Here is an 18,030-nt window from a genome sequence, read left to right on the forward strand (position 1 = left end):
ATGAAGCACCTTCTTCATTGCACCGTGTTTCGCAACTAACGGTCGGTTTCACCCAGCGCCTTCCGGCGGTGCGGCGGCGTCCCGCCGCGCGCCCCGCTAGTTGACGCATGCTGTCATCAGTGGCGGCGCTCAGGTGTCGGCGCGTTCAGCCCGCAGAGCCCGTACCAGCTCGCTCGCCGCCTTGCCGAGCCCCGTATGCTTCGGCCGCCGCAAATACACCGGCAGCGGCAACCCGTTGCGAATGTTCGCGAACACGAGCGGCGCGAGTTCGCCGTCGGCCACATACCGGCCGATGACCGATTCCGGCAAATTCGCCCAGCCATGACCGGCCTTCACGAGCGCGATCGCGGTGCCCATGTCGGTGACCTTCCACGTGCGATTGCCGATCAGCGGCCGCACGTCGGTCAACGGCCGCTCCGGATCGGCGATCACGATCTGCCGAAACCCCGACAATCGCTCGATCGCTTCCGGATGTGCGGCTTCGGCAATCGCCGGATGGCCGGGCGCGGCGACCGCGATCAATGTCTCGGTCCACAGCGCGTGAATCTGTTCCTGCGGATGAAGATCGAGCCCGCCGTACGCGACGCAAAGATCGACGGTGCCGCGATGCAGCGCGTCGACGATCGCATCCTGCGGCGCCGTGACGACGCTGACCGCGAGCGCCGGATATTTCGTGGCCACGGCGGTCAGTGCGCGCGCAATCGGCACGCCGTCGATTTCGGCCGCGAGCCCGAGCCGCAGCGTGTCCTCGACGCCTTCCGACAAGTGCTGCGCATGCGCACGCAGCGCATGCAGCCGTTCGGCGATCGCGCGCGCATCGGGCAGCAGCGCGGCCATCGCGGCGGTCGGCGTGGGCTCGCGCGTGCCGCGGTCGAACAGCACGAGGTCGAGCTCGGCCTCGAGGTTCGCGATCGCCATGCTGACCGCCGACGGCGTACGGCCGAGCGCACGCGCGGCGGCCGAGAACGAGCCTTTGTCGATGACGGTCAGCAGCATGTCGATGTGATCGCTGGTCAGCATGGTCGGCCGCCTCCTGTCAGAAAAATTGAAAGGACCTGACTTTGGCGGATGCAGTGCCCGCTGTAGTCTCGCCACATTGTTCGATATGAGGGTGGTCGGTCATGCAAGGATGGAAGAGACGCATAGTCTACGTCGTGATGTTCGAGGTGCTCGGCATCCTCGTCGCGTCGTCGGTGCTCGGGATGCTGAGCGGCGCGAGCGCGGCGACGAGCGGGCTGCTCGGCGTGATGATCTCGACGACGGGCGTCACCGTCAATTTTCTGTACAACCTCGGGTTCGAGGCGTGGGAGCGGCGACGGGCGGAAACGACGCGCACCGTCGGGCGGCGTGTCGTGCATGCGATCGGGTTCCAGGTCGCGCTCGTGACGTTCCTGATTCCGCTGATCGCGTGGTGGCTCGACGTGTCGCTATGGCAGGCGTTCCTGTACGACGCGGTGCTGATCGTGTTCTTCCCGATCTTCACGTTCACGTACAACTGGGCGTTCGACAGCGTGTTCGGGTTGCCGGATGCGGTGACGCGCAAGGCGGCGCCGGTGGCGTAATGTAGACGGATGCAGAGGGATGCGAAACGATGCGGGCACCCGCGACGTTTCGCTTCTGCAAGAAAGAGGAAGGCCGGGCGGCGCGCATGCCGCCCGCTCGCGTTACGCGGCGACGAACTCGTGCACGTAACGGTTGAACACCGCCGGACTCGCCGCATTCATCCCGTGCGACGCACCGGCGACGGTCTGCCGTTGCGCATGGCCGATCCACTGCGACAACGTGTCGACGTTGTGGCGGAACATCTTCGGGCTGCGCTGGCCGTCGATCAGCAGCGTGCGGCATGCGATGTCGCCAGCCGTGTGCTGCGAATACGCGGGCAGCGGGTCGCGCAGTTGCTTCGGCAGCGTGCTCGCGTTGTCGATCGCCATCGTGCGAAAGCGCGCCGTGCTCTTCTTCCATGCGCCGGGCAGGCTCACGGAATCGACGAACATCTCGAGGCCGGCTTCGACGTCGCCTTGATCGATCAGGTTCACGGCCTTCGTGCGCAGCGCGAGGGCGGCGGCCGGCAGCGCGGCTTCGCGCACGCCCGGCTGCTGGAGCGGGCCGCCCGGATCGGCGAGCGTCAGCGACTCGACGAGGTGCGGATGCTGGCGCGCGACGTTGAACGCGACGCTGCCGCCGCGCGAATGGCCGACCAGGTGCACGGGGCCGAGATCGAGCGCGTCGATGAATTCGGCGAGCTCGTCGACGTGGTTCTGCCAGCTGAACTCGTCCTGGATGCCCGCTTCGACGGCCGGCCAGTAGTGGCTGAGGCTCGGCGCGATGCAGCGGTAGTGGGCCGACAGCGCCGCCAGTTGCGGATCCCAGTAGCGGTAGTCGCACAGCGAGCCGTGCACGAACACCATCGGCGCACCGCTGCCCCGCTCGACATACGGCAGGCTGATGCCTGACGAAAGCGTCGCAAATTGCAGGTCGGGGTTCGCGAGCACGGACGGCTCGATTCGCATGTTCATGACTGAAAGACTCAAAGGTGCGTCAACACGACGCAACTATGCATCACGGCGACCTGCAAGGAAAACGCATAATTTTCATCGTCACGATCAATTTTATTGATGGCTCGGCTGGAAACACTTGTCGGGCTGAGGGGACTGACGATTCGCATACGACTCGGCTGCATCCGTGTGGGGTTCCTACATAGAGGATCTCGGTGGCCGAGCATCAACAATGACGGTGTGAAAGCGATGTCGGAGCGAGGGACACTTGCGGCGTGGTCGAGATGGTCATAACATGGCCATGTCATTTAACGCGCCCAAGTGATATCACTTGGCCAAGTGAGTGTGATATGAGATCGCTGCCGAACCCTATGCCGGCGCGCGTTGCGCTTGACGCTTTCCGGACGTTGTTCGAGAAAGCAGAGGGGTGGCGCGTGGTCGAGGAGATTGCTCAGGATCATGTCGGAGACCTCATCCTGAGCAATGACAAGGGCCAAACGTACGTCGCGAACCTCAAGACGTTCAACGAGGGGCGTGCTGATCGCGTTACCGCGCTCTTTGCTCAGGCGCTCCTCGAGGCACGTGCATACGCGAAACGGCAGAAGATGCGGCCCGCGATTCTGATTTGGGTCGGCAGTGCTCCGCCGTCGCTCATCCAGCGATTGGCCGATTTTCACGCTGAGTTCGCCGACCGTGAGCCCTTCGCCGTACTCTCGGCCGACGGAACGCGATATGTCCGGTTTCCGGGGCTGGATATTTCCGAGCATCCGGGGCAGTCGACTCGCTCCTACAGCCGTAGTCGCAGTGTCCAGCCGGGGCTGGCATTCTCGGATCTGAACCAGTGGATGCTCAAGCTCCTGCTCGCGATCGATATCAAGAGAGAGAACCTTATCGGTGCGGAGGGCCGGCGATACACCACGGCCACCGACCTCGCGCGTGCCGCCGATGTCTCGGTAATGACGGCGACGCGACTGATCCATGCGCTCAAACAGGAGGGTTTCATCGAGACGAAGCCGTTCCTGAAGGTCGTGCAACGGCGAAAACTCGCTCAACGCTGGAAGGCTGAATACCTGAGGCAGGCAGCGGCGGTGCCGATGAAGTTTCTTGTGCCGGCCGCGCCGGACGTCCAGTTGCGCAAGGTGCTCAAGAATGAGGGCGGCACGCTCGGCCTTTTTGCCGCGGCCGATGCACTCGGTGTCGGCCATGTCAGCGGCGTCCCGCCAACGGTCTGGGTCCCTAGCCTGATGGAAGCCGAAAACTGGCGACCACTGCGTCGGGCCAAAGAGGGCGAGCGCCCCGATCTCGTCTTGCAACAGCCTGGCTTTCCCCAATCACTGGGGCGGGGTGTTGTCTACCGCGATGGTTTGCCGGTCACGGACATCATCCAGACCTGGCTCGACGTTTCCGCTCACCCGGCGCGCGGGGCGGAGCAGGCGGCTGAACTGGAGCACGGCGTGCTCGTGAACGTGACTGGAGAAGGTGCGTGAGCGAATTGGCCGATTTCAGCAATCTCGCGATGACGTTGGCGCCGTGGCGAGCCAGGATCGTTTTCATCGGAGGCTGGGCTTTTCGGCTCTATTCGTATGAGCCGCGTGCCTGGAAGCCCGACCACAAGCCGATCTTCACGCAGGATGCCGACGTCGCGTACGCAGAACGCGAGGTACTCGAAGGAGATATCAAGAAGGCGCTCGAAAGCGCGGGTTTCAAGGAGGAACCGAATTTCGCCGGCGGGTTCAAACCGCCGGCGATGCGTTACACCCTCGGCAAGCAAGCCAACGGGTTTTACGCAGAATTTCTTACGCCGCTGACAGGTAGCCTCTTGCGGCGCAACAAGGTCACGAGGCGGATGGAGCAAGACGCAACGGAGGCGAATGCCGGCGTTGTTTCACAGAAGCTGCGCCATCTGGAGATACTGCTGCACGAACCTTGGCTCGTGACGATTCCCGCCGAGGAGTCAGGGTGTGGCGATGCACTGGTCGACCTACGTATCCCCAATCCGGTGAGCTTCATGGTCCAGAAGCTGCTGATTCGTGACGACAGGATTCCGGAAAAGCGCGCTCAGGATGTGCTTTACATCCACGATGCGATGCTCCTTTTTGGCGGCGCGATCGAGGACGAGCTTGTCCCGGTCTGGAAGCGCCTCGAACCCACGTTGTCGGATGCTCAGCGCAGGTCCCTCGATGCGGGCGTCGGCGCATTTTTCGCTGAAGTGAACGACACCATTCGTGCAGCGGCGGACATTCCGCGGCCCGACCGGCAGATCGAGCCCGAGGATTTACTCAGGCTGTGCAAGAACGGTTTCGAAGCGCTGTTCGGCGAAGTGCCCTAGGGCGCCGGCCGCAGCCCACGCGTCAGCGCACCGTCAACGCGGGCACGCCCTGGAGCTCGACCGGCAGATCATTGTCGGCCGCGAACTGCATCGCGAACTCGAACGCATCGGCGCACACGGCGCGCAATTCGTCGGACACGAACAGGCATTTGACGCCGCCGTCGACGACCGGCATCGCGAGCCGCGACAGCGCGCACGGATAGCCGGGCCGCCGCTCGCCGACGAACAGCGTGATGACGCCCGCGAGGCGCTCGGGCCAGTCGCTCGGGCGGAAGGTTTTCTGCGCGCGCGTGACGCCGCGGATCAAATGGCCGGCGATGCGGCCGTGGTCGGTGATGTCGATGCGATCCATGCTGGGGTGCGTGTCCTCGTGCGCGTCATTCGCCGCCGTCGGCCGCCGCGTCGCCGCGCGCGGGAATCCGCAGGTTGCGCAGCTTGTGATAGAGCGTTTTCTTCGGCATGCCGAGCGCCTCGCTCGCGTCCGCGACGTTGCCGTTGTGACGCCGCAGCATGTCCTCGATCAGCATCCGCTCGAAATACGCGAGCTGTTCCGCGAGCGTGCTGCCGGCCGTCGGTGCGCCGCCGGACGACAGCAGGCTGTCGCCGGTCAGCCCGAGCACGAAGCGGTCGGCCACGTTCTGCAGTTCGCGCACGTTGCCGGGCCACGCGTGCATCATCAGTTCGGACACCTGCGCGGCGGTGACGACCGGCGCCGGCTGCCCGAAGCGCCGCGCGGCCGCGAGCACGAAATGCTCGAACAGCAGCGGCACGTCCTCGCGCCGTTCGCGCAGCGGCGGCAACTCGATCTGCGCGACGTTGAGGCGATACAGCAGATCCGCGCGAAAGCGCCCGTCGGCGGCGAGTTCGGCGAGATCGGCCTTCGATGCGGCCACCACGCGGCAGTCGACCGGAATCAGGTCGTTCGCGCCGAGCCGCTCGACCACGCGCTCCTGCAGCACGCGCAGCATCTTGATCTGCAGCGCGATCGGCATCGTCTCGATCTCGTCGAGGAACAGCGTGCCGCCGTCCGCCCATTCGATCTTGCCGATGCGCTTCTTGATCGCACCGGTGAACGCGCCGGCCTCATGCCCGAACAGCTCGCTCTCGAACACCTGCTCGGGCAGGCCGCCGCAGTTCAGCGCGACGAAATGCGCGTCGCGCCGACCGCCGAAGTCGTGCAGGCTGCGCGCGATCAGTTCCTTGCCGGTGCCCGTCTCGCCGGTGATCAGCACCGACACCGACGTATCGGCGAGGCGCAGGATCTTCTTGCGCACGTCGGCCATCGCGGGCGACTTGCCGAGCACGAACGCCTCGATGCCCTGCCAGTTGTTCAGCGCCGCGCGCAGCCCCTGCACCTCGAGCGTCAGGCGGCGCTTCTCCACCGCGCGCGCGACGCGGCCGGCGATCAGGTCCGACGAGAACGGTTTCTCGATGAAGTCGTACGCGCCGACCTGCATCGCGCCGACGGCCGTCGAGATGTCCGCGTGGCCGCTGATTAGTACGACCGGGATCTGCGCATCGATGGCCATCACGCGGTCGAGCAACTGCAGCCCGTCGATGCCCGGCATCCGCACGTCCGACACGATCACCACCGGCGCGCCGGGCGCGACGTGGGCGAGCGCGTCGGCGGCCGCCGCGAACGCGTCGACCGGGAACCCGGCGAGCGCGACGGCCTGCTCGACGCCGATCCGGACGTTTTCATCGTCCTCTACGACCAGCACCCGAATCTCATCTTCCATGCTCTGTCCTCTGTTGCGGCGTCGCCGCCGCGAATTCGATGGTGAACTGCGCGCCGCCTTCGTCGCGGTTCGTCGCGGTGATCCTCGCGCCGAACGCCTCGACGATGCGCGACGTGATCGCGAGGCCGAGCCCGAGGCCCTGGCCGCGCGGCTTGGTCGTGACGAACGGCTCGAACAGGTGCGGCAGCACGTCGGGCGCGATGCCGGCGCCGCTGTCGGCCACCGTCAGGCGCACGCGGCCGGCGTTGGTCGCATCGTCCGCATCGCCGGTTTCGGCCGCCTCGATGACGATACGGCGCACCGGTGCGTCGTGCACCGCGTCGAGCGCGTTGCCGAGCAGGTTCACGATCACCTGCTGCAACTGGCTCGATTCGGCCGAGACCGTCGTGCCGGGTGCGATGTTCACGTCGAGCCGCACGCCTTCGTCGCGAATCCGCGCATCGTAGATCAGCCGCGCATGCGCGACGGCCTCGTTCAGCGACACCGCGACGCGCTCGACGTCGGGCTTGCGCGCGAAGGTCTTCAACTCGCCGGTGAGCACGGCCATGCCGTCGACCAGCTTGCCGACTCGTTCGAGGTTCGCGAGCGCCGGCGCCGGCTGGCCGCGCTCGAAGAAGGTGCGCGCGTTGTCGCACAGCGTGCGGATCGCGACGAGCGGCTGGTTCAGTTCGTGCGTGAGGCCGGCGGCCATCTGCCCGAGCACCGCGAGCTTGCCTGCGTGCACGACTTCCTGCTGCGACGCGCGCAGCCGCTGCTCGGTGCGTTCGCGTTCGTCGATCTCGCGCTGCATCCGCTCGTTCGCGGCCGTCAGCGCGGCCGTGCGCTGCGCGACGGTCAGTTCGAGCCGGTCGTTCGCGCGGCGCAGCGCGTCCTGCGCGCTCAGCCGCGCGAGGATCGCCCGGCGGCGCTGGATCGCATAGCCGGCCAGCAGCGCGGCGATCAGGAACGCGCCGGTGACGAACACGAACGCCGTCTGCTGCTGGCGCCGCGCGCCCGCAATGTCGAGCAGCACCATCAGCGAATCGCCGGCTTGCGGCGCGGGGCGCGACATCACGAGATAGCGCGTGGTGCGGCCGGCGTGGCGCGGATCGGGGAAGGTGCCGAACCACGCGGCCGAGCTGCGGTCGCCGATGTGGCGGTAGGGCAGCGCGTCGACGGTGCGGCCCGCGTACTGGCGCGACGCCTGGATGTCGCGCTGTTGCTGCGCGGTGATCGGGCGCAGCGCGGTGAATTTCCATGCGGGTTCGGTCGAGATCACGACCACGCCGTTGCTGTCGACGACCAGCGCGGCGACGCCCGGCGCGCGCCATGCCGATTCGAGCGGGTCGACGCTGATCTTCACGGCGGCCACGCCGATCGGCACGCCGTCGCTGCGCACCGCGCTCGCGAAGTAGACGCCGGGCACGCCGGTGTTGGTGCCGATGCCGAAGAAGCGGCCGCTGCCGCGCGCGAGCGCGTCCTTGAAGTACGGCCGGTACGACACGTTGGTGCCGACGAAGCTGATCGTCTCGTTCCAGTTGCTCGCGGCGATCACGTCGCCTTGCAGATCGATCACGTCGACCGCGCCGCTGCCCGCGTCGCGGTTCACGGCTTCGAGGTAGGTGTTCACCGCATGCACGAGCTCGGGCGCATCGTTCGGCGCGGCTTTCAGCATCGCGCGCACGCCGTCCTGCCGCGCGACGAGGCCGGGCAGGATCTCGAAGCGGCCGAGCTCGCTTTTCAGGCTCGACGCATACAGGTCGAGCCGGTGCGCGCCGGCCTCCTCGAGCGCGTCGATCGCGCGTTCCCACGCGAAATCGACGGCCGCGCCGGCCACGCCGACATACAGCACCGCGGCCGAGGCCCAGCCCCACCACGGGATTCCCTTGAAGCTCTTCTGCACGTTCGCCCTCATCGAAGCCCGCAACGTCGGCCGTTCGCAACCGTCGGCCGCCGCCGGCCGGTTGCCCCCGCCGGTCGCCCGCAACGACGCGCGCCGCGCACCGGCAGAGCCGGCGGCGGCGCGTCTGAAGCGGCCGGCGCGACGGTGCGCGCGGCCGCGCGTTATCCGAAGTGCGCGACCAGGATCAGCGTCACCGTGACGACGATCGCGCCGCCGATGCGGGTGGCGATCTGCGCGAACGGCATCAGCTGCATCCGGTTCGCGGCGGTCAGGATCGCGACGTCGCCGGTGCCGCCTTGCCCGCTGTGGCAGGCGTTCACGATTGCGGTGTCGATAGGGTACATCTTCAGCAGGCGTCCGACCACGAAACCGGTGCCCATCAGCGTCGCGACGGTCGACACGATCGTGACCACGTTGACGATCGTGAACGCGGCGGTCAGCTTGTCCCACGGCGTCATCGCGACACCGATCGCGAACAGCAGCGGATACGTGACGGCGGTCGAGAAGAACTTGTAGACGACGAACGCGCCTTCCTGCAGCGGCGGCGACACCGCACGCGCGAGCTTCACCAGCACCGCGAGGAACAGCATCGCGACCGGCGCGGGCAGGCCGAACAGCTTGTGCGCCATCAGGCCGACGAGGTACAGCGTGATCGCGGTGATGCCGGCGCCCGCGATGTGCGTGACGTCGACGTGACCGCGGATCTCTTCGTTCTCCGGCATCATGTCGCCGCTTTCGCCGACCTGCAGGCGGCCATTGCCGGTCAGGTGCGGCAGGCGCTTGCCGAGCATGTCGAGCGCGCCCGACAGGATGATCGCGGTCAGGCTGCCGAGCATCACCGGCGGGAGCACCATCGCGAACATCTCGCCCTGCGGCAGGTGCATCAGTTCCGAATAGCCGATCGACAGCGGAATCGCGCCTTCGCCGACGCCGCCCGCCATGATCGGCACGACGATGTACAGCAGCGTGTGGCGTGCGCCGAGGCCGAGCGCGGTGCCGACCGCCGTGCCGACGATCGCCGCGGCGACCGAGCCGGCCGCGAGCGGAATGAAGATCTTCACGAAGCCCTGGATCAGCACGCGGCGATCCATGCTCAGGATGCTGCCGACGATGATCGACGCGATGAACAGGTACAGGAAGTTGGTCGACTTCGTGAATTCGACCGTCAGGTTCAGCACCGGCTTCGGCAGCACGTGGTAGTACGTGAGCGCCGACGGCACGAAGGTCGCGAAGATCGCGGCCGCGCCGATGTTGCGCAAGAGCGGCAGGCGCTTGCCGAGTTCGGCGCAGGTGAAGCCGAAGAACGCGAGCACGGCGATCGCCATCGAGATCTCGCCGGGCACCTTGCCCGTCACCGCGAAGCCGACGATCAGCCCGAACAGGATCACGTAGACCGGCAGCGGGATGATGCCGATGCGGATTTCCATCAGCTTCCACCAGCCTTCCGGCCAGAAGCGTTCGCGCGTGGCGGGGCCGGCTTCGGCAATCGGCTCGGGATGGGACGGGGTATGGATAGAGGTCTGCAAGACGTGTCTCCTGATGTTTGGAATGCCTGCATCGCTTCGCGGCATCGTGTGCCGTCTATTACGCAACCCCCATGCCAGAATGCCGACGCGCCGGAATATTTTTAATCCGTTGATTCATAAGGGATTTATTTCGTCTGCGGAAAGGGTTTTTCACGCGAAGTGGCCGAGATTTCGGAATCGGCGCGGCGGGCAGGCCGAGATTTCGGCCTGACGGCGGCCCGGGCGCCAGGTCATGCCCGGCGGCCGCCGTCCCGCCCGCCATATCGCCGCGCGCGATTTTCTTCGCACAATCGCTTCGTAGACCGCCCTCTCGCCGCTCTCTATCATCGGCTGATCCTTTTCCGATGGGACGACGACCGTCCGGAGAACGCCCGCGCGTTCGCCGCGGCGTCGCTCATCCATCGATACCGTCTTTGGACAGGAGAGTGGTTCCCATGCTGCATCCCGTGTTTTCCGCCCGCTTTTCCGCCGGCCGAGTGGCCCGCCTCGCCCGCCTGCTGACGGCCGCGCTGCTCGGCGTCGCGCTGCTGAACGGCGCGCGCGCCGACACCGCGCCGCTGAAGGTCGGCATCTCGACCAGCCCGCAGATCGAGGCGCTGAAGATCGCCGCGAAGGAGGCGAAGGAGCAGGGCCTCGACGTGAAGATCGTCGAATTCACCGACTGGAATACGCCGAACGCGGCGCTCGCGAACAAGGACATCGACGTCAACTACTTCCAGCACATCCCGTTTCTCGAGAACGCGAAGAAGCAGGGCGGCTACAACTTCATCTCGATCGCGCCCGGCACGATCATGAAGATCGGCCTCTATTCGAAGAAGGTGAAGAGCTTCGCCGAGCTGAAGGACGGCGCGCGCGTCGCGATCGCGAATGATCCGGTGAACGGCGGGCGCGGGCTGTTGCTGCTGCAGCGCGCGGGGCTCATCACGCTGAAGCCGGGCGCCGACTACCGCGCGACCACGCACGACATCGTCGCCAACCCGAAGCACCTGAAGATCATCCCGCTCGAAGCGTCGCAGCTCGCGCGCTCGCTCGACGACGTCGATCTCGCGCAGGGCTACCCGAGCTTCATCAAGCTCGCCGGCACGACCGACCCGAACGGCGCGCTGCTGTTCGACGGCACCGAGAACAAGAACTTCGCGATCCAGTGGGTCGTGCGGCCCGAGAGCGCGAACGATCCGCGCATCCGCAAGTTCATCTCGATCTACCAGCACTCGCCGGCGGTGCGCAAGGCGCTCGACAACGCGTTCGGCTCGCTGTACGCGATCGCGTGGTGACGGAGGCGGCATGACGACGGAGAACCGCAAGAAGATCCTGCTCAACGCGTTCAACATGAACTGCGTCGGGCACATCAACCACGGGCTGTGGACGCATCCGCGCGACCGCTCCGCGCACTACACCGATCTCGATTACTGGGCCGATCTCGCGCGGACGCTCGAGCGCGGCAAGTTCGACGGGATCTTTCTCGCGGACATCGTCGGCGTGTACGACGTGTTCGGCGGCGGCCCGGACGCCGCGCTGCGCGAATCGGTGCAGGTGCCCGTCAACGATCCGCTGCTGCTCGTGCCGGCGATGGCGCAGGTCACGCGGCATCTCGGCTTCGGCGTGACCGCGAACCTGACCTACGAGCCGCCGTACCTGTTCGCGCGCCGCATGTCGACGCTCGATCATCTGACGAAAGGGCGCGTCGGCTGGAACATCGTCACCGGCTATCTCGACAGCGCCGCGCGCGGGATGGGGCTCGCGCAGCAGATCGGCCACGACGACCGCTACGAGCGCGCGGACGACTACATGGACGTCGTCTACAAGCTGTGGGAACAGAGCTGGGACGACGACGCGGTGATCCGCGACGCGCAGGCGCGCGTGTTCGCGCAGCCGGGCAAGGTGCGGCGCGTGAAGCACGACGGGCCGTTCTATTCGATCGATGCGATTCATCTGAGCGAACCATCGCTGCAACGCACGCCGGTGTTGTACCAGGCCGGCTCGTCCGCGCGCGGCGTCGAGTTCGCGGGCCGTCACGCGGAATGCGTGTTCGTGAACGGGCAGAGCAAGGCCGCGGCGCGCGCGGCGACGCTCGACATTCGTGCCGCCGCCGCGCGGCAGGGGCGCGACCCGGCGTCGATCAAGATCTTTGCCGGCGTGAGCGTCGTCACGGCCGAGACCGAATTGCTCGCCCGCGAGAAATTCGACGAATACCGGCGCTACGCGAGCCCGGAAGCCGGCCTCGCGCATTTCGCGAGCTCGACCGGCATCGACTTCGCGAAATACGGCCTCGACGAGCCGATCTCGTACGTGAAGACCGATTCGATCCAGTCGGCCGTCGACGCGATCTCGCGCAAGAGCACGACCGGCACCTGGACCGTGCGCCGCATGCTCGAACAGATGTCGCTGGGCGGCCGCTATGCGCCGATCGTCGGTTCGCCGTCGCAGGTCGCGGACGAGCTGCAGTCGTGGATCGACGAGGCCGGCATCGACGGCTTCAACCTGACGCGCACCGTGATGCCCGAGTCGTTCGAGGATTTCGTCGACTGGGTCGTGCCCGAGCTGCAGAACCGCGGTGTCTACAAGGAAGACTACGATCCCGCGCCGACGCTGCGCGAGAAGCTGTTCGGCGCGGGCCCGCGCCTGCCCGCCTGGCATACCGGCGCGCAGCACCGGCCGGCCGCCGCAGCCGAACCCGCGCATCCCGCGCATGCCTGAACGTGACGGAGGGAAGCGATGACGCAATTGTTCGATACGCTGGGTTTCATCGAGGCATCGGCCGTGCGCGCCGGTGCCGGCGCCGATGCAGCGGCACATGAGGAAGCCGTGACGCCGGTCGGCGGCGCGGCCGTGTCGCTGGAGCAGGTCGGCAAGGTATTCGCGACGCCGCGCGGCCAGGCCGCCGCGCTGCGCGACGTGACGCTCGACGTGCGGCGCGGCGAGGTGTTCGGGATCATCGGCCGCAGCGGCGCGGGCAAGTCGACGTTGCTGCGCCTCCTGAACGGCCTCGAACGGCCGAGTTCGGGCCGGGTGCGCGTGCAGGGCGTCGACGTCGGCGCGCTCGACGAGGACGGCCTCGTCGCGTTGCGGCGCCGCACCGGCATGGTGTTCCAGCATTTCAACCTGCTGTCCGCGAAGACGGTGTTCGAGAACGTCGCGCTGCCGCTGAAGATCGCCGGCGTGCCGAAGGCCGAGCGCGTGCGCAAGGTCGAGGCGCTGCTCGAGCTCGTCGGGCTCGCCGCGAAGCGCGACGCGTACCCGGCGAGCCTGTCGGGCGGGCAGAAGCAGCGCGTCGGCATCGCGCGGGCGCTCGTGCACGATCCGGAGGTGCTGCTGTGCGACGAAGCGACGTCGGCGCTCGATCCGGAAACCACGCAATCGATCCTCGCGCTGCTCGCCGACATCAACCGCCGTCTCGGGCTGACGATCGTGCTGATCACGCACGAGATGGAGGTGATCCGCGCGGTGTGCGACACGGTCGCGGTGATCGAACAGGGCGAAGTCGTCGAAACCGGCCCCGTGTGGCGCGTGTTCGGCGATCCGCGCCACGGCGCGACGCGCGCGCTGCTGAGCACGCTGCAGCACGACCTGCCGGCCGAACTGGCCACGCGGGTGCGGCCGCTGCCCGAGCCGGCCGCGCTGCCCGACGGCGCACAGATCGTGCTCGACGTCCGCTATACGGGCGAGAGCGGCGGCGAGCCGGACGTCGGCGCGCTCGCGGCGGCGCTCGGCGGCTCCGTGCGATTTCTGCACGGCGGCATCGAAAGCATCCAGGGGCATGCGCAAGGGCGGCTCGTGATCGCTGCGACGCCGCGTGCGGATGATGGCCCGTCGGCGGCATGCGGCGGTGCGGTCACCGCGCTGCTCGAACGCGCGCGCCGTCATGCGAATCATGCGGAGGTGCTCGGCTATGTTTGATCTCTGGTGGCCCGAACTGCTCGACGCGATCCGCGACACGCTGTCGATGGTCGCCGCGTCGGCCGCGATCGCCGCGCTGATCGGCATCCCGCTCGCGGTGATCCTCGTGACCACCGCGCCCGGCGGCATCTACGCGCGGCGCGGCGTGAACGCGGTGCTCGGCGCGCTCGTCAACGTGTTTCGCTCGACGCCGTTCATCATCCTGCTGGTCGCGCTGCTGCCGTTCACGCGCGTGCTGATCGGCACGACGATCGGCGTGTGGGCGGCCGTCGTGCCGCTGTCGATCGCCGCGATCCCGTTCTTCGCGCGGATCGCCGAAGTGAGCCTGCGCGAAGTCGATCGCGGGCTGATCGAGGCCGCGCTCGCGATGGGCGCGAAACGCCGCCACATCGTGTGGCACGTGCTGCTGCCCGAAGCGCTGCCCGGCATGCTCGGCGGCTTCACGATCACCGTCGTCGCGCTGATCGGCTCGACCGCGATGGCGGGCGCCGTCGGCGCGGGCGGGCTCGGCGATCTCGCGATCCGCTACGGCTATCAACGTTTCGACACCACCGTCATGGCGACCGTGATCGTGATCCTGATCGCGCTCGTCTCGGCCGTGCAAATCACGGGCGACCGCCTGGTCCGACGCGTGACCCGGCGCACCTGAGCGACGCCACGAGCGTCCGCTCGTTTCATTCCTGATCCTGAGAGAACAACCATGACCTTGCCCATCGGCGCGTCGCGCGAATGGAACGGACAATTCGAGGAAGCGCTCTTTCTGGAGGTGGCGCGACGCCATCGTCCGGACTTCCCCGACAAAGTGGCGACGCCGTCGCGTGAGCCGCGCAACGGCGACGAGCTGGCTGCCGTCGCCGACTACTACACGAAGATGGCGTCGCACGACCTGTTCATCGTGCAGGTCGTCGCGAAGGCGATCGACACGCTGTTCCGCGACGATCCGCATTTCCAGCTGATCTTGTCGCGCCAGCTCGGCGACGATGGCGCGCATGCGGTGATCGGCCGCGAACGCGTGGCCGAACTCACGGGGCGCGATCCGCTGCCGGAGGTCGACCGGCTCGTCGCCGCGCACTGGGCGCGTATCGGCGACATCGCGGTGCGCGATGTCGCGGGCTTTCTCGCGTTCGAATGGCACTACGAGCTGCACATCCTCGCGAAGCTGTGGATTCAGCGCAAGACCGGCCGCATCGGCGACAGCGCGATGCGCGAGCACGGCGAGAACCGGATTCGCCCGGACGAGGAATGGCATCGCGTGCAGATCGTCCAGTGGTGGTTCGACACGCTGCAGGCGCTGCCGGCCGCCGAGCGCGACGCGCTGATCGATCGCGTGATCGCGGCCGACGAGGAAACCCAGGCGCGGCTCGACGGCTATCTGCACGACGAGTACGCGCATACCGCACTGGTGTTCGGCGCGGATATCGCCGAATATCGTGCGATCTACGACGACTGGCGGCGCGAGATCCTGTCGCGGCTGACCGGCCGTCAGCTGGGCGCGCTCGTCCCGCTGTCGGGCGAAACCGTTGAACAGGAAGCTGTCGCATGAACGATCCCCGCGGCCCGGCGACGCTGGCGCCGGATACCGATGCACCGGCCGTCGACCGCGCGGCGCTGGCGCGCGCGATCGACGCGCTGCGCGTGAGCGCCGCCGAGCGCGACCGCGCGGGCGGTCATGCCGCCCGGGAGAAGCAGTGGCTCGCCGACGCGGGTTTGCTGACGCTCGCGGTGCCGCGCGCGTTCGGCGGGCAGGAAGCGGCGTGGCCCGAGATTTACGACGCGATCCGGCAGGTCGCGCGGGTCGACAGCGCGCTCGCGCATCTCGTCGGCTTCCAGTGCCTGCAGGTGGTGAGCGTCGACGTGTGGGGCAACGCCGCGCAGCGCGAACGCTACCTGCGCGGCACGGTCGACCGGCGCTGGTGGTGGGGCAACGCGGTCAATCCGCTCGACACGCGGCTCGTCGCCACGGCGACGCCCGACGGCGGCTACCGGCTCGACGGCGTGAAGGGCTTCTGTTCCGGCACGCGCGGCTCGCAGCGGATGACGGTATCCGCGCACGATCCGGCCATCGGCCGCACCGTGTTCGGCGTGGTGCCGACCGATCGGGCCGGGATCACCGTCAACGACGACTGGGACCCGGTCGGCCAGCGCCAGACCGACAGCGGCAGCGTGCGCTTCGACGGCGTGACGCTTGCGCCGGACGAGGTGCTGCACCGGTCGGAAGCGCCGCCGACGCCGCGCGCGACGCTGCGCACGCTGGTGTCGCAGCTCGTGCTGACGAACCTGTTCGTCGGCCTGGCGGAAGGCGCGCTGGCCGAGGCACGCGACTACGTGCGGCAGCACGGCCGCCCGTGGATTCATTCGGACGTCGAGCGGGCCGAAGACGATCCGTACACGTTGCAGCGCTTCGGCGACATGCGCGTGCGCGCGATCGCCGCGACGGCGCTGGCCGATCGCGCGGCCAACGCGTTGCAGCACGCGTGGACGCGACAGGATGCGCTGACGGCCGACGAACGCGCCGAAGTCGCGCTCGCGGTGTCGGAAGCGAAGATCGTCGCGCAGCGCGCGGCGCTGGATAACGGCGAGGCGCTGTTCGATGCATGCGGCGCGCGCGCGACGGCCGCGTCGCTGGGCCTCGACCGTTTCTGGCGGAACGCGCGCACGCATACGCTGCACGATCCGCTCGACTACCGGCTGCGCGACGTGGGCCGGTATGCGCTGACGGGTGAGTTGCCGCCGGCGTCGCTCTATACGTAATGGGCAGCGGGGCGGTACCGGCACGGCGCCGCGTACTGCCTTCGCTGTCGGCACGAGCACATCGATGAGCAGGGCTGCTGGACGTTTGAAATGATATGTTATATCGTAGCGATACAATATATCATTTCATCTCCAACGTCCTCTTCCGGAATCGCCCGATGAACCCCGCCCTTCATCCGTCCACGCGGCTTCCCGTGACCGTCCTGTCCGGCTTTCTCGGCGTCGGCAAGACGACGCTGCTCAACCACATCCTCAACAATCGCGAGGGCCGGCGCGTCGCGGTGATCGTCAACGACATGTCCGAGGTCAACATCGACGCCGCGCTCGTGCGAGACGGCGGCGCGGGACTGTCGCGCACCGACGAGAAGCTGGTCGAGATGAGCAACGGCTGCATCTGCTGCACGCTGCGCGAGGATCTGCTGATCGAGGTCGACCGGCTCGCGCGCGAAGGACGCTTCGATCAGCTCGTGATCGAATCGACCGGCATCTCGGAGCCGCTGCCGGTGGCCGAGACGTTCACGTTCGAAGGCGAGGACGGTCGCAGCCTCGGCGAAGTCGCGCGGCTCGACACGATGGTGACGGTGGTCGACGCGTTCAATTTCCTGCGCGATTACGCGTCGCGCGACAGCCTGCAAGCGCGCGGCGAATCGATGGGCGACGAGGACGCCCGCACGGTCGTCGATCTGCTGATCGACCAGATCGAGTTTTGCGACGTGCTCGTGATCAACAAGATCGACCTGATCGACGCCAGCGCGCGCGAGCGGCTGATCGCGCTGCTGCGCGGGCTGAACCCGCGCGCGCGGATCGAGATCGCCGAATTCGGCAAGGTGCCGCTGGAACGTGTGCTCGACACCGGCCTGTTCGATTTCGATGAGGCGTCGCGCGCGCCGGGCTGGTTGCAGGAGCTGCGCGGCACGCACACGCCGGAGACCGACGAATACGGAATCCGCAGCTTCGTCTATCGCGCGCGGCGGCCCTTTCATCCGCAGCGCTTCTTCGATCTGGTGGAGAGCGAATGGCCGGGCGTCGTCCGCTCGAAGGGGTTCTTCTGGCTGGCCACGCATCCGACCGTCGCCGGCTCGTGGTCGCAGGCCGGCGCGGTCGCGCGGCACGGGCCGGCCGGCCACTGGTGGGCGGCCGTGCCGCCCGAGCGCTGGCCGCGGGACGCCGAAGCCGTCGCGCAGATCCGCGCGCGCTGGGACGAGCACGTCGGCGACGCCCGGCAGGAGCTCGTGCTGATCGGCATGGACATGGACGAGCCGGCGCTGCGCGCGCGCTTCGACGCGTGTCTGCTGACCGATGCCGAGATGGCCGCCGGCCCCGAACACTGGACCACGTGGGACAACCCGTTTCACGACTGGGCCTGACCTGAACGCGCTGCCTGCATCGATCCGGATGGAGAAGGCGCTCC

The 18,030-nt window shown here is 67.6% G+C and carries 16 protein-coding genes; 10 read left to right on the top strand and 6 right to left on the bottom strand.

The window, feature by feature from the left end; translation table 11 throughout:
- Positions 1 to 129 precede the first annotated feature (129 nt).
- A complete protein-coding gene (locus JMF86_RS29270; RefSeq protein WP_011546854.1) occupies positions 130 to 1,020 on the bottom strand; it encodes a LysR family transcriptional regulator in 891 nt (296 codons plus the stop codon).
- Between the two features lie 101 nt (positions 1,021 to 1,121).
- Between JMF86_RS29270 and JMF86_RS29275 the strand changes: the two genes are divergently transcribed.
- The gene (locus JMF86_RS29275) at positions 1,122 to 1,562 is read left to right on the top strand and encodes a PACE efflux transporter (protein WP_006480451.1); all 441 of its coding nucleotides are present in this window, start codon (positions 1,122 to 1,124) and stop codon (positions 1,560 to 1,562) included.
- Between the two features lie 102 nt (positions 1,563 to 1,664).
- Here the strand turns inward: JMF86_RS29275 and JMF86_RS29280 are convergent, their stop codons facing one another.
- The gene (locus tag JMF86_RS29280; RefSeq protein ID WP_011546855.1) at positions 1,665 to 2,516 is read right to left on the bottom strand and encodes an alpha/beta fold hydrolase; all 852 of its coding nucleotides are present in this window, start codon (positions 2,514 to 2,516) and stop codon (positions 1,665 to 1,667) included.
- A 329-nt stretch (positions 2,517 to 2,845) separates the two neighbouring features.
- Here JMF86_RS29280 and JMF86_RS29285 point away from each other — a divergent pair, with 329 nt between their 5' ends.
- Together JMF86_RS29285 and JMF86_RS29290 are read left to right on the top strand one after the other, a co-directional pair.
- Positions 2,846 to 3,982 (top strand): RpiR family transcriptional regulator, encoded by a 1,137-nt coding sequence (locus JMF86_RS29285; protein ID WP_011546856.1) that lies wholly within the window; start codon positions 2,846 to 2,848, stop codon positions 3,980 to 3,982.
- On the top strand, positions 3,979 to 4,824 hold the full coding sequence (locus tag JMF86_RS29290; RefSeq protein ID WP_011694865.1) for a GSU2403 family nucleotidyltransferase fold protein: 846 nt from the start codon (positions 3,979 to 3,981) through the stop codon (positions 4,822 to 4,824). Before JMF86_RS29285 ends, JMF86_RS29290 begins: the two co-directional genes overlap by 4 nt.
- Before the next feature lie 22 nt (positions 4,825 to 4,846).
- Here the strand turns inward: JMF86_RS29290 and JMF86_RS29295 are convergent, their stop codons facing one another.
- The 4 genes from JMF86_RS29295 to JMF86_RS29310 form a co-directional block, all read right to left on the bottom strand.
- Positions 4,847 to 5,176, bottom strand: coding sequence for a DUF3579 domain-containing protein (locus tag JMF86_RS29295; protein WP_011546858.1), 330 nt, complete (start codon positions 5,174 to 5,176; stop codon positions 4,847 to 4,849).
- A gap of 25 nt (positions 5,177 to 5,201) precedes the next feature.
- Positions 5,202 to 6,563: a sigma-54 dependent transcriptional regulator gene (locus JMF86_RS29300; RefSeq protein WP_201317191.1), complete on the bottom strand. Its 1,362-nt coding sequence runs from the start codon at positions 6,561 to 6,563 to the stop codon at positions 5,202 to 5,204.
- On the bottom strand, positions 6,553 to 8,457 hold the full coding sequence (locus JMF86_RS29305) for an ATP-binding protein (protein WP_077177820.1): 1,905 nt from the start codon (positions 8,455 to 8,457) through the stop codon (positions 6,553 to 6,555). The genes JMF86_RS29300 and JMF86_RS29305 overlap by 11 nt, the downstream gene beginning before the upstream one ends.
- Positions 8,458 to 8,606: 149 nt before the next feature.
- Positions 8,607 to 9,971, bottom strand: coding sequence for a 2-hydroxycarboxylate transporter family protein (locus tag JMF86_RS29310; protein WP_012339349.1), 1,365 nt, complete (start codon positions 9,969 to 9,971; stop codon positions 8,607 to 8,609).
- A gap of 434 nt (positions 9,972 to 10,405) precedes the next feature.
- On the opposite strand from JMF86_RS29310, the gene JMF86_RS29315 reads away from it, so the two are divergent.
- From JMF86_RS29315 to zigA, 7 genes are all read left to right on the top strand, one after another.
- Positions 10,406 to 11,245: a MetQ/NlpA family ABC transporter substrate-binding protein gene (locus JMF86_RS29315; RefSeq protein WP_077177819.1), complete on the top strand. Its 840-nt coding sequence runs from the start codon at positions 10,406 to 10,408 to the stop codon at positions 11,243 to 11,245.
- Positions 11,246 to 11,255: 10 nt separating this feature from the next.
- Positions 11,256 to 12,668 carry an LLM class flavin-dependent oxidoreductase gene (locus tag JMF86_RS29320; protein ID WP_077177818.1) on the top strand — a complete coding sequence of 471 codons (1,413 nt, stop codon included), beginning with the start codon at positions 11,256 to 11,258 and terminating at the stop codon, positions 12,666 to 12,668.
- 18 nt (positions 12,669 to 12,686) lie between these two features.
- Entirely contained in the window at positions 12,687 to 13,868 is a 1,182-nt protein-coding gene (locus JMF86_RS29325) for a methionine ABC transporter ATP-binding protein (RefSeq protein ID WP_077177817.1), read from the top strand.
- Entirely contained in the window at positions 13,861 to 14,517 is a 657-nt protein-coding gene (locus JMF86_RS29330; protein WP_006491339.1) for a methionine ABC transporter permease, read from the top strand. Before JMF86_RS29325 ends, JMF86_RS29330 begins: the two co-directional genes overlap by 8 nt.
- Positions 14,518 to 14,568: 51 nt before the next feature.
- Positions 14,569 to 15,411 carry a hypothetical protein gene (locus JMF86_RS29335; protein WP_077177816.1) on the top strand — a complete coding sequence of 281 codons (843 nt, stop codon included), beginning with the start codon at positions 14,569 to 14,571 and terminating at the stop codon, positions 15,409 to 15,411.
- The gene (locus tag JMF86_RS29340) at positions 15,408 to 16,619 is read left to right on the top strand and encodes an acyl-CoA dehydrogenase family protein (RefSeq protein WP_077177815.1); all 1,212 of its coding nucleotides are present in this window, start codon (positions 15,408 to 15,410) and stop codon (positions 16,617 to 16,619) included. The genes JMF86_RS29335 and JMF86_RS29340 overlap by 4 nt, the downstream gene beginning before the upstream one ends.
- Before the next feature lie 158 nt (positions 16,620 to 16,777).
- Positions 16,778 to 17,986 (top strand): zinc metallochaperone GTPase ZigA, encoded by a 1,209-nt coding sequence (gene zigA / locus JMF86_RS29345; RefSeq protein WP_171984309.1) that lies wholly within the window; start codon positions 16,778 to 16,780, stop codon positions 17,984 to 17,986.
- The last annotated feature ends 44 nt before the right edge of the window (positions 17,987 to 18,030 follow it).

Origin of the sequence: Burkholderia sp. E168m15 (assembly GCF_016586105.1) — a bacterium.
GTDB classification, from domain to species: Bacteria; Pseudomonadota; Gammaproteobacteria; order Burkholderiales; family Burkholderiaceae; genus Burkholderia; species Burkholderia orbicola.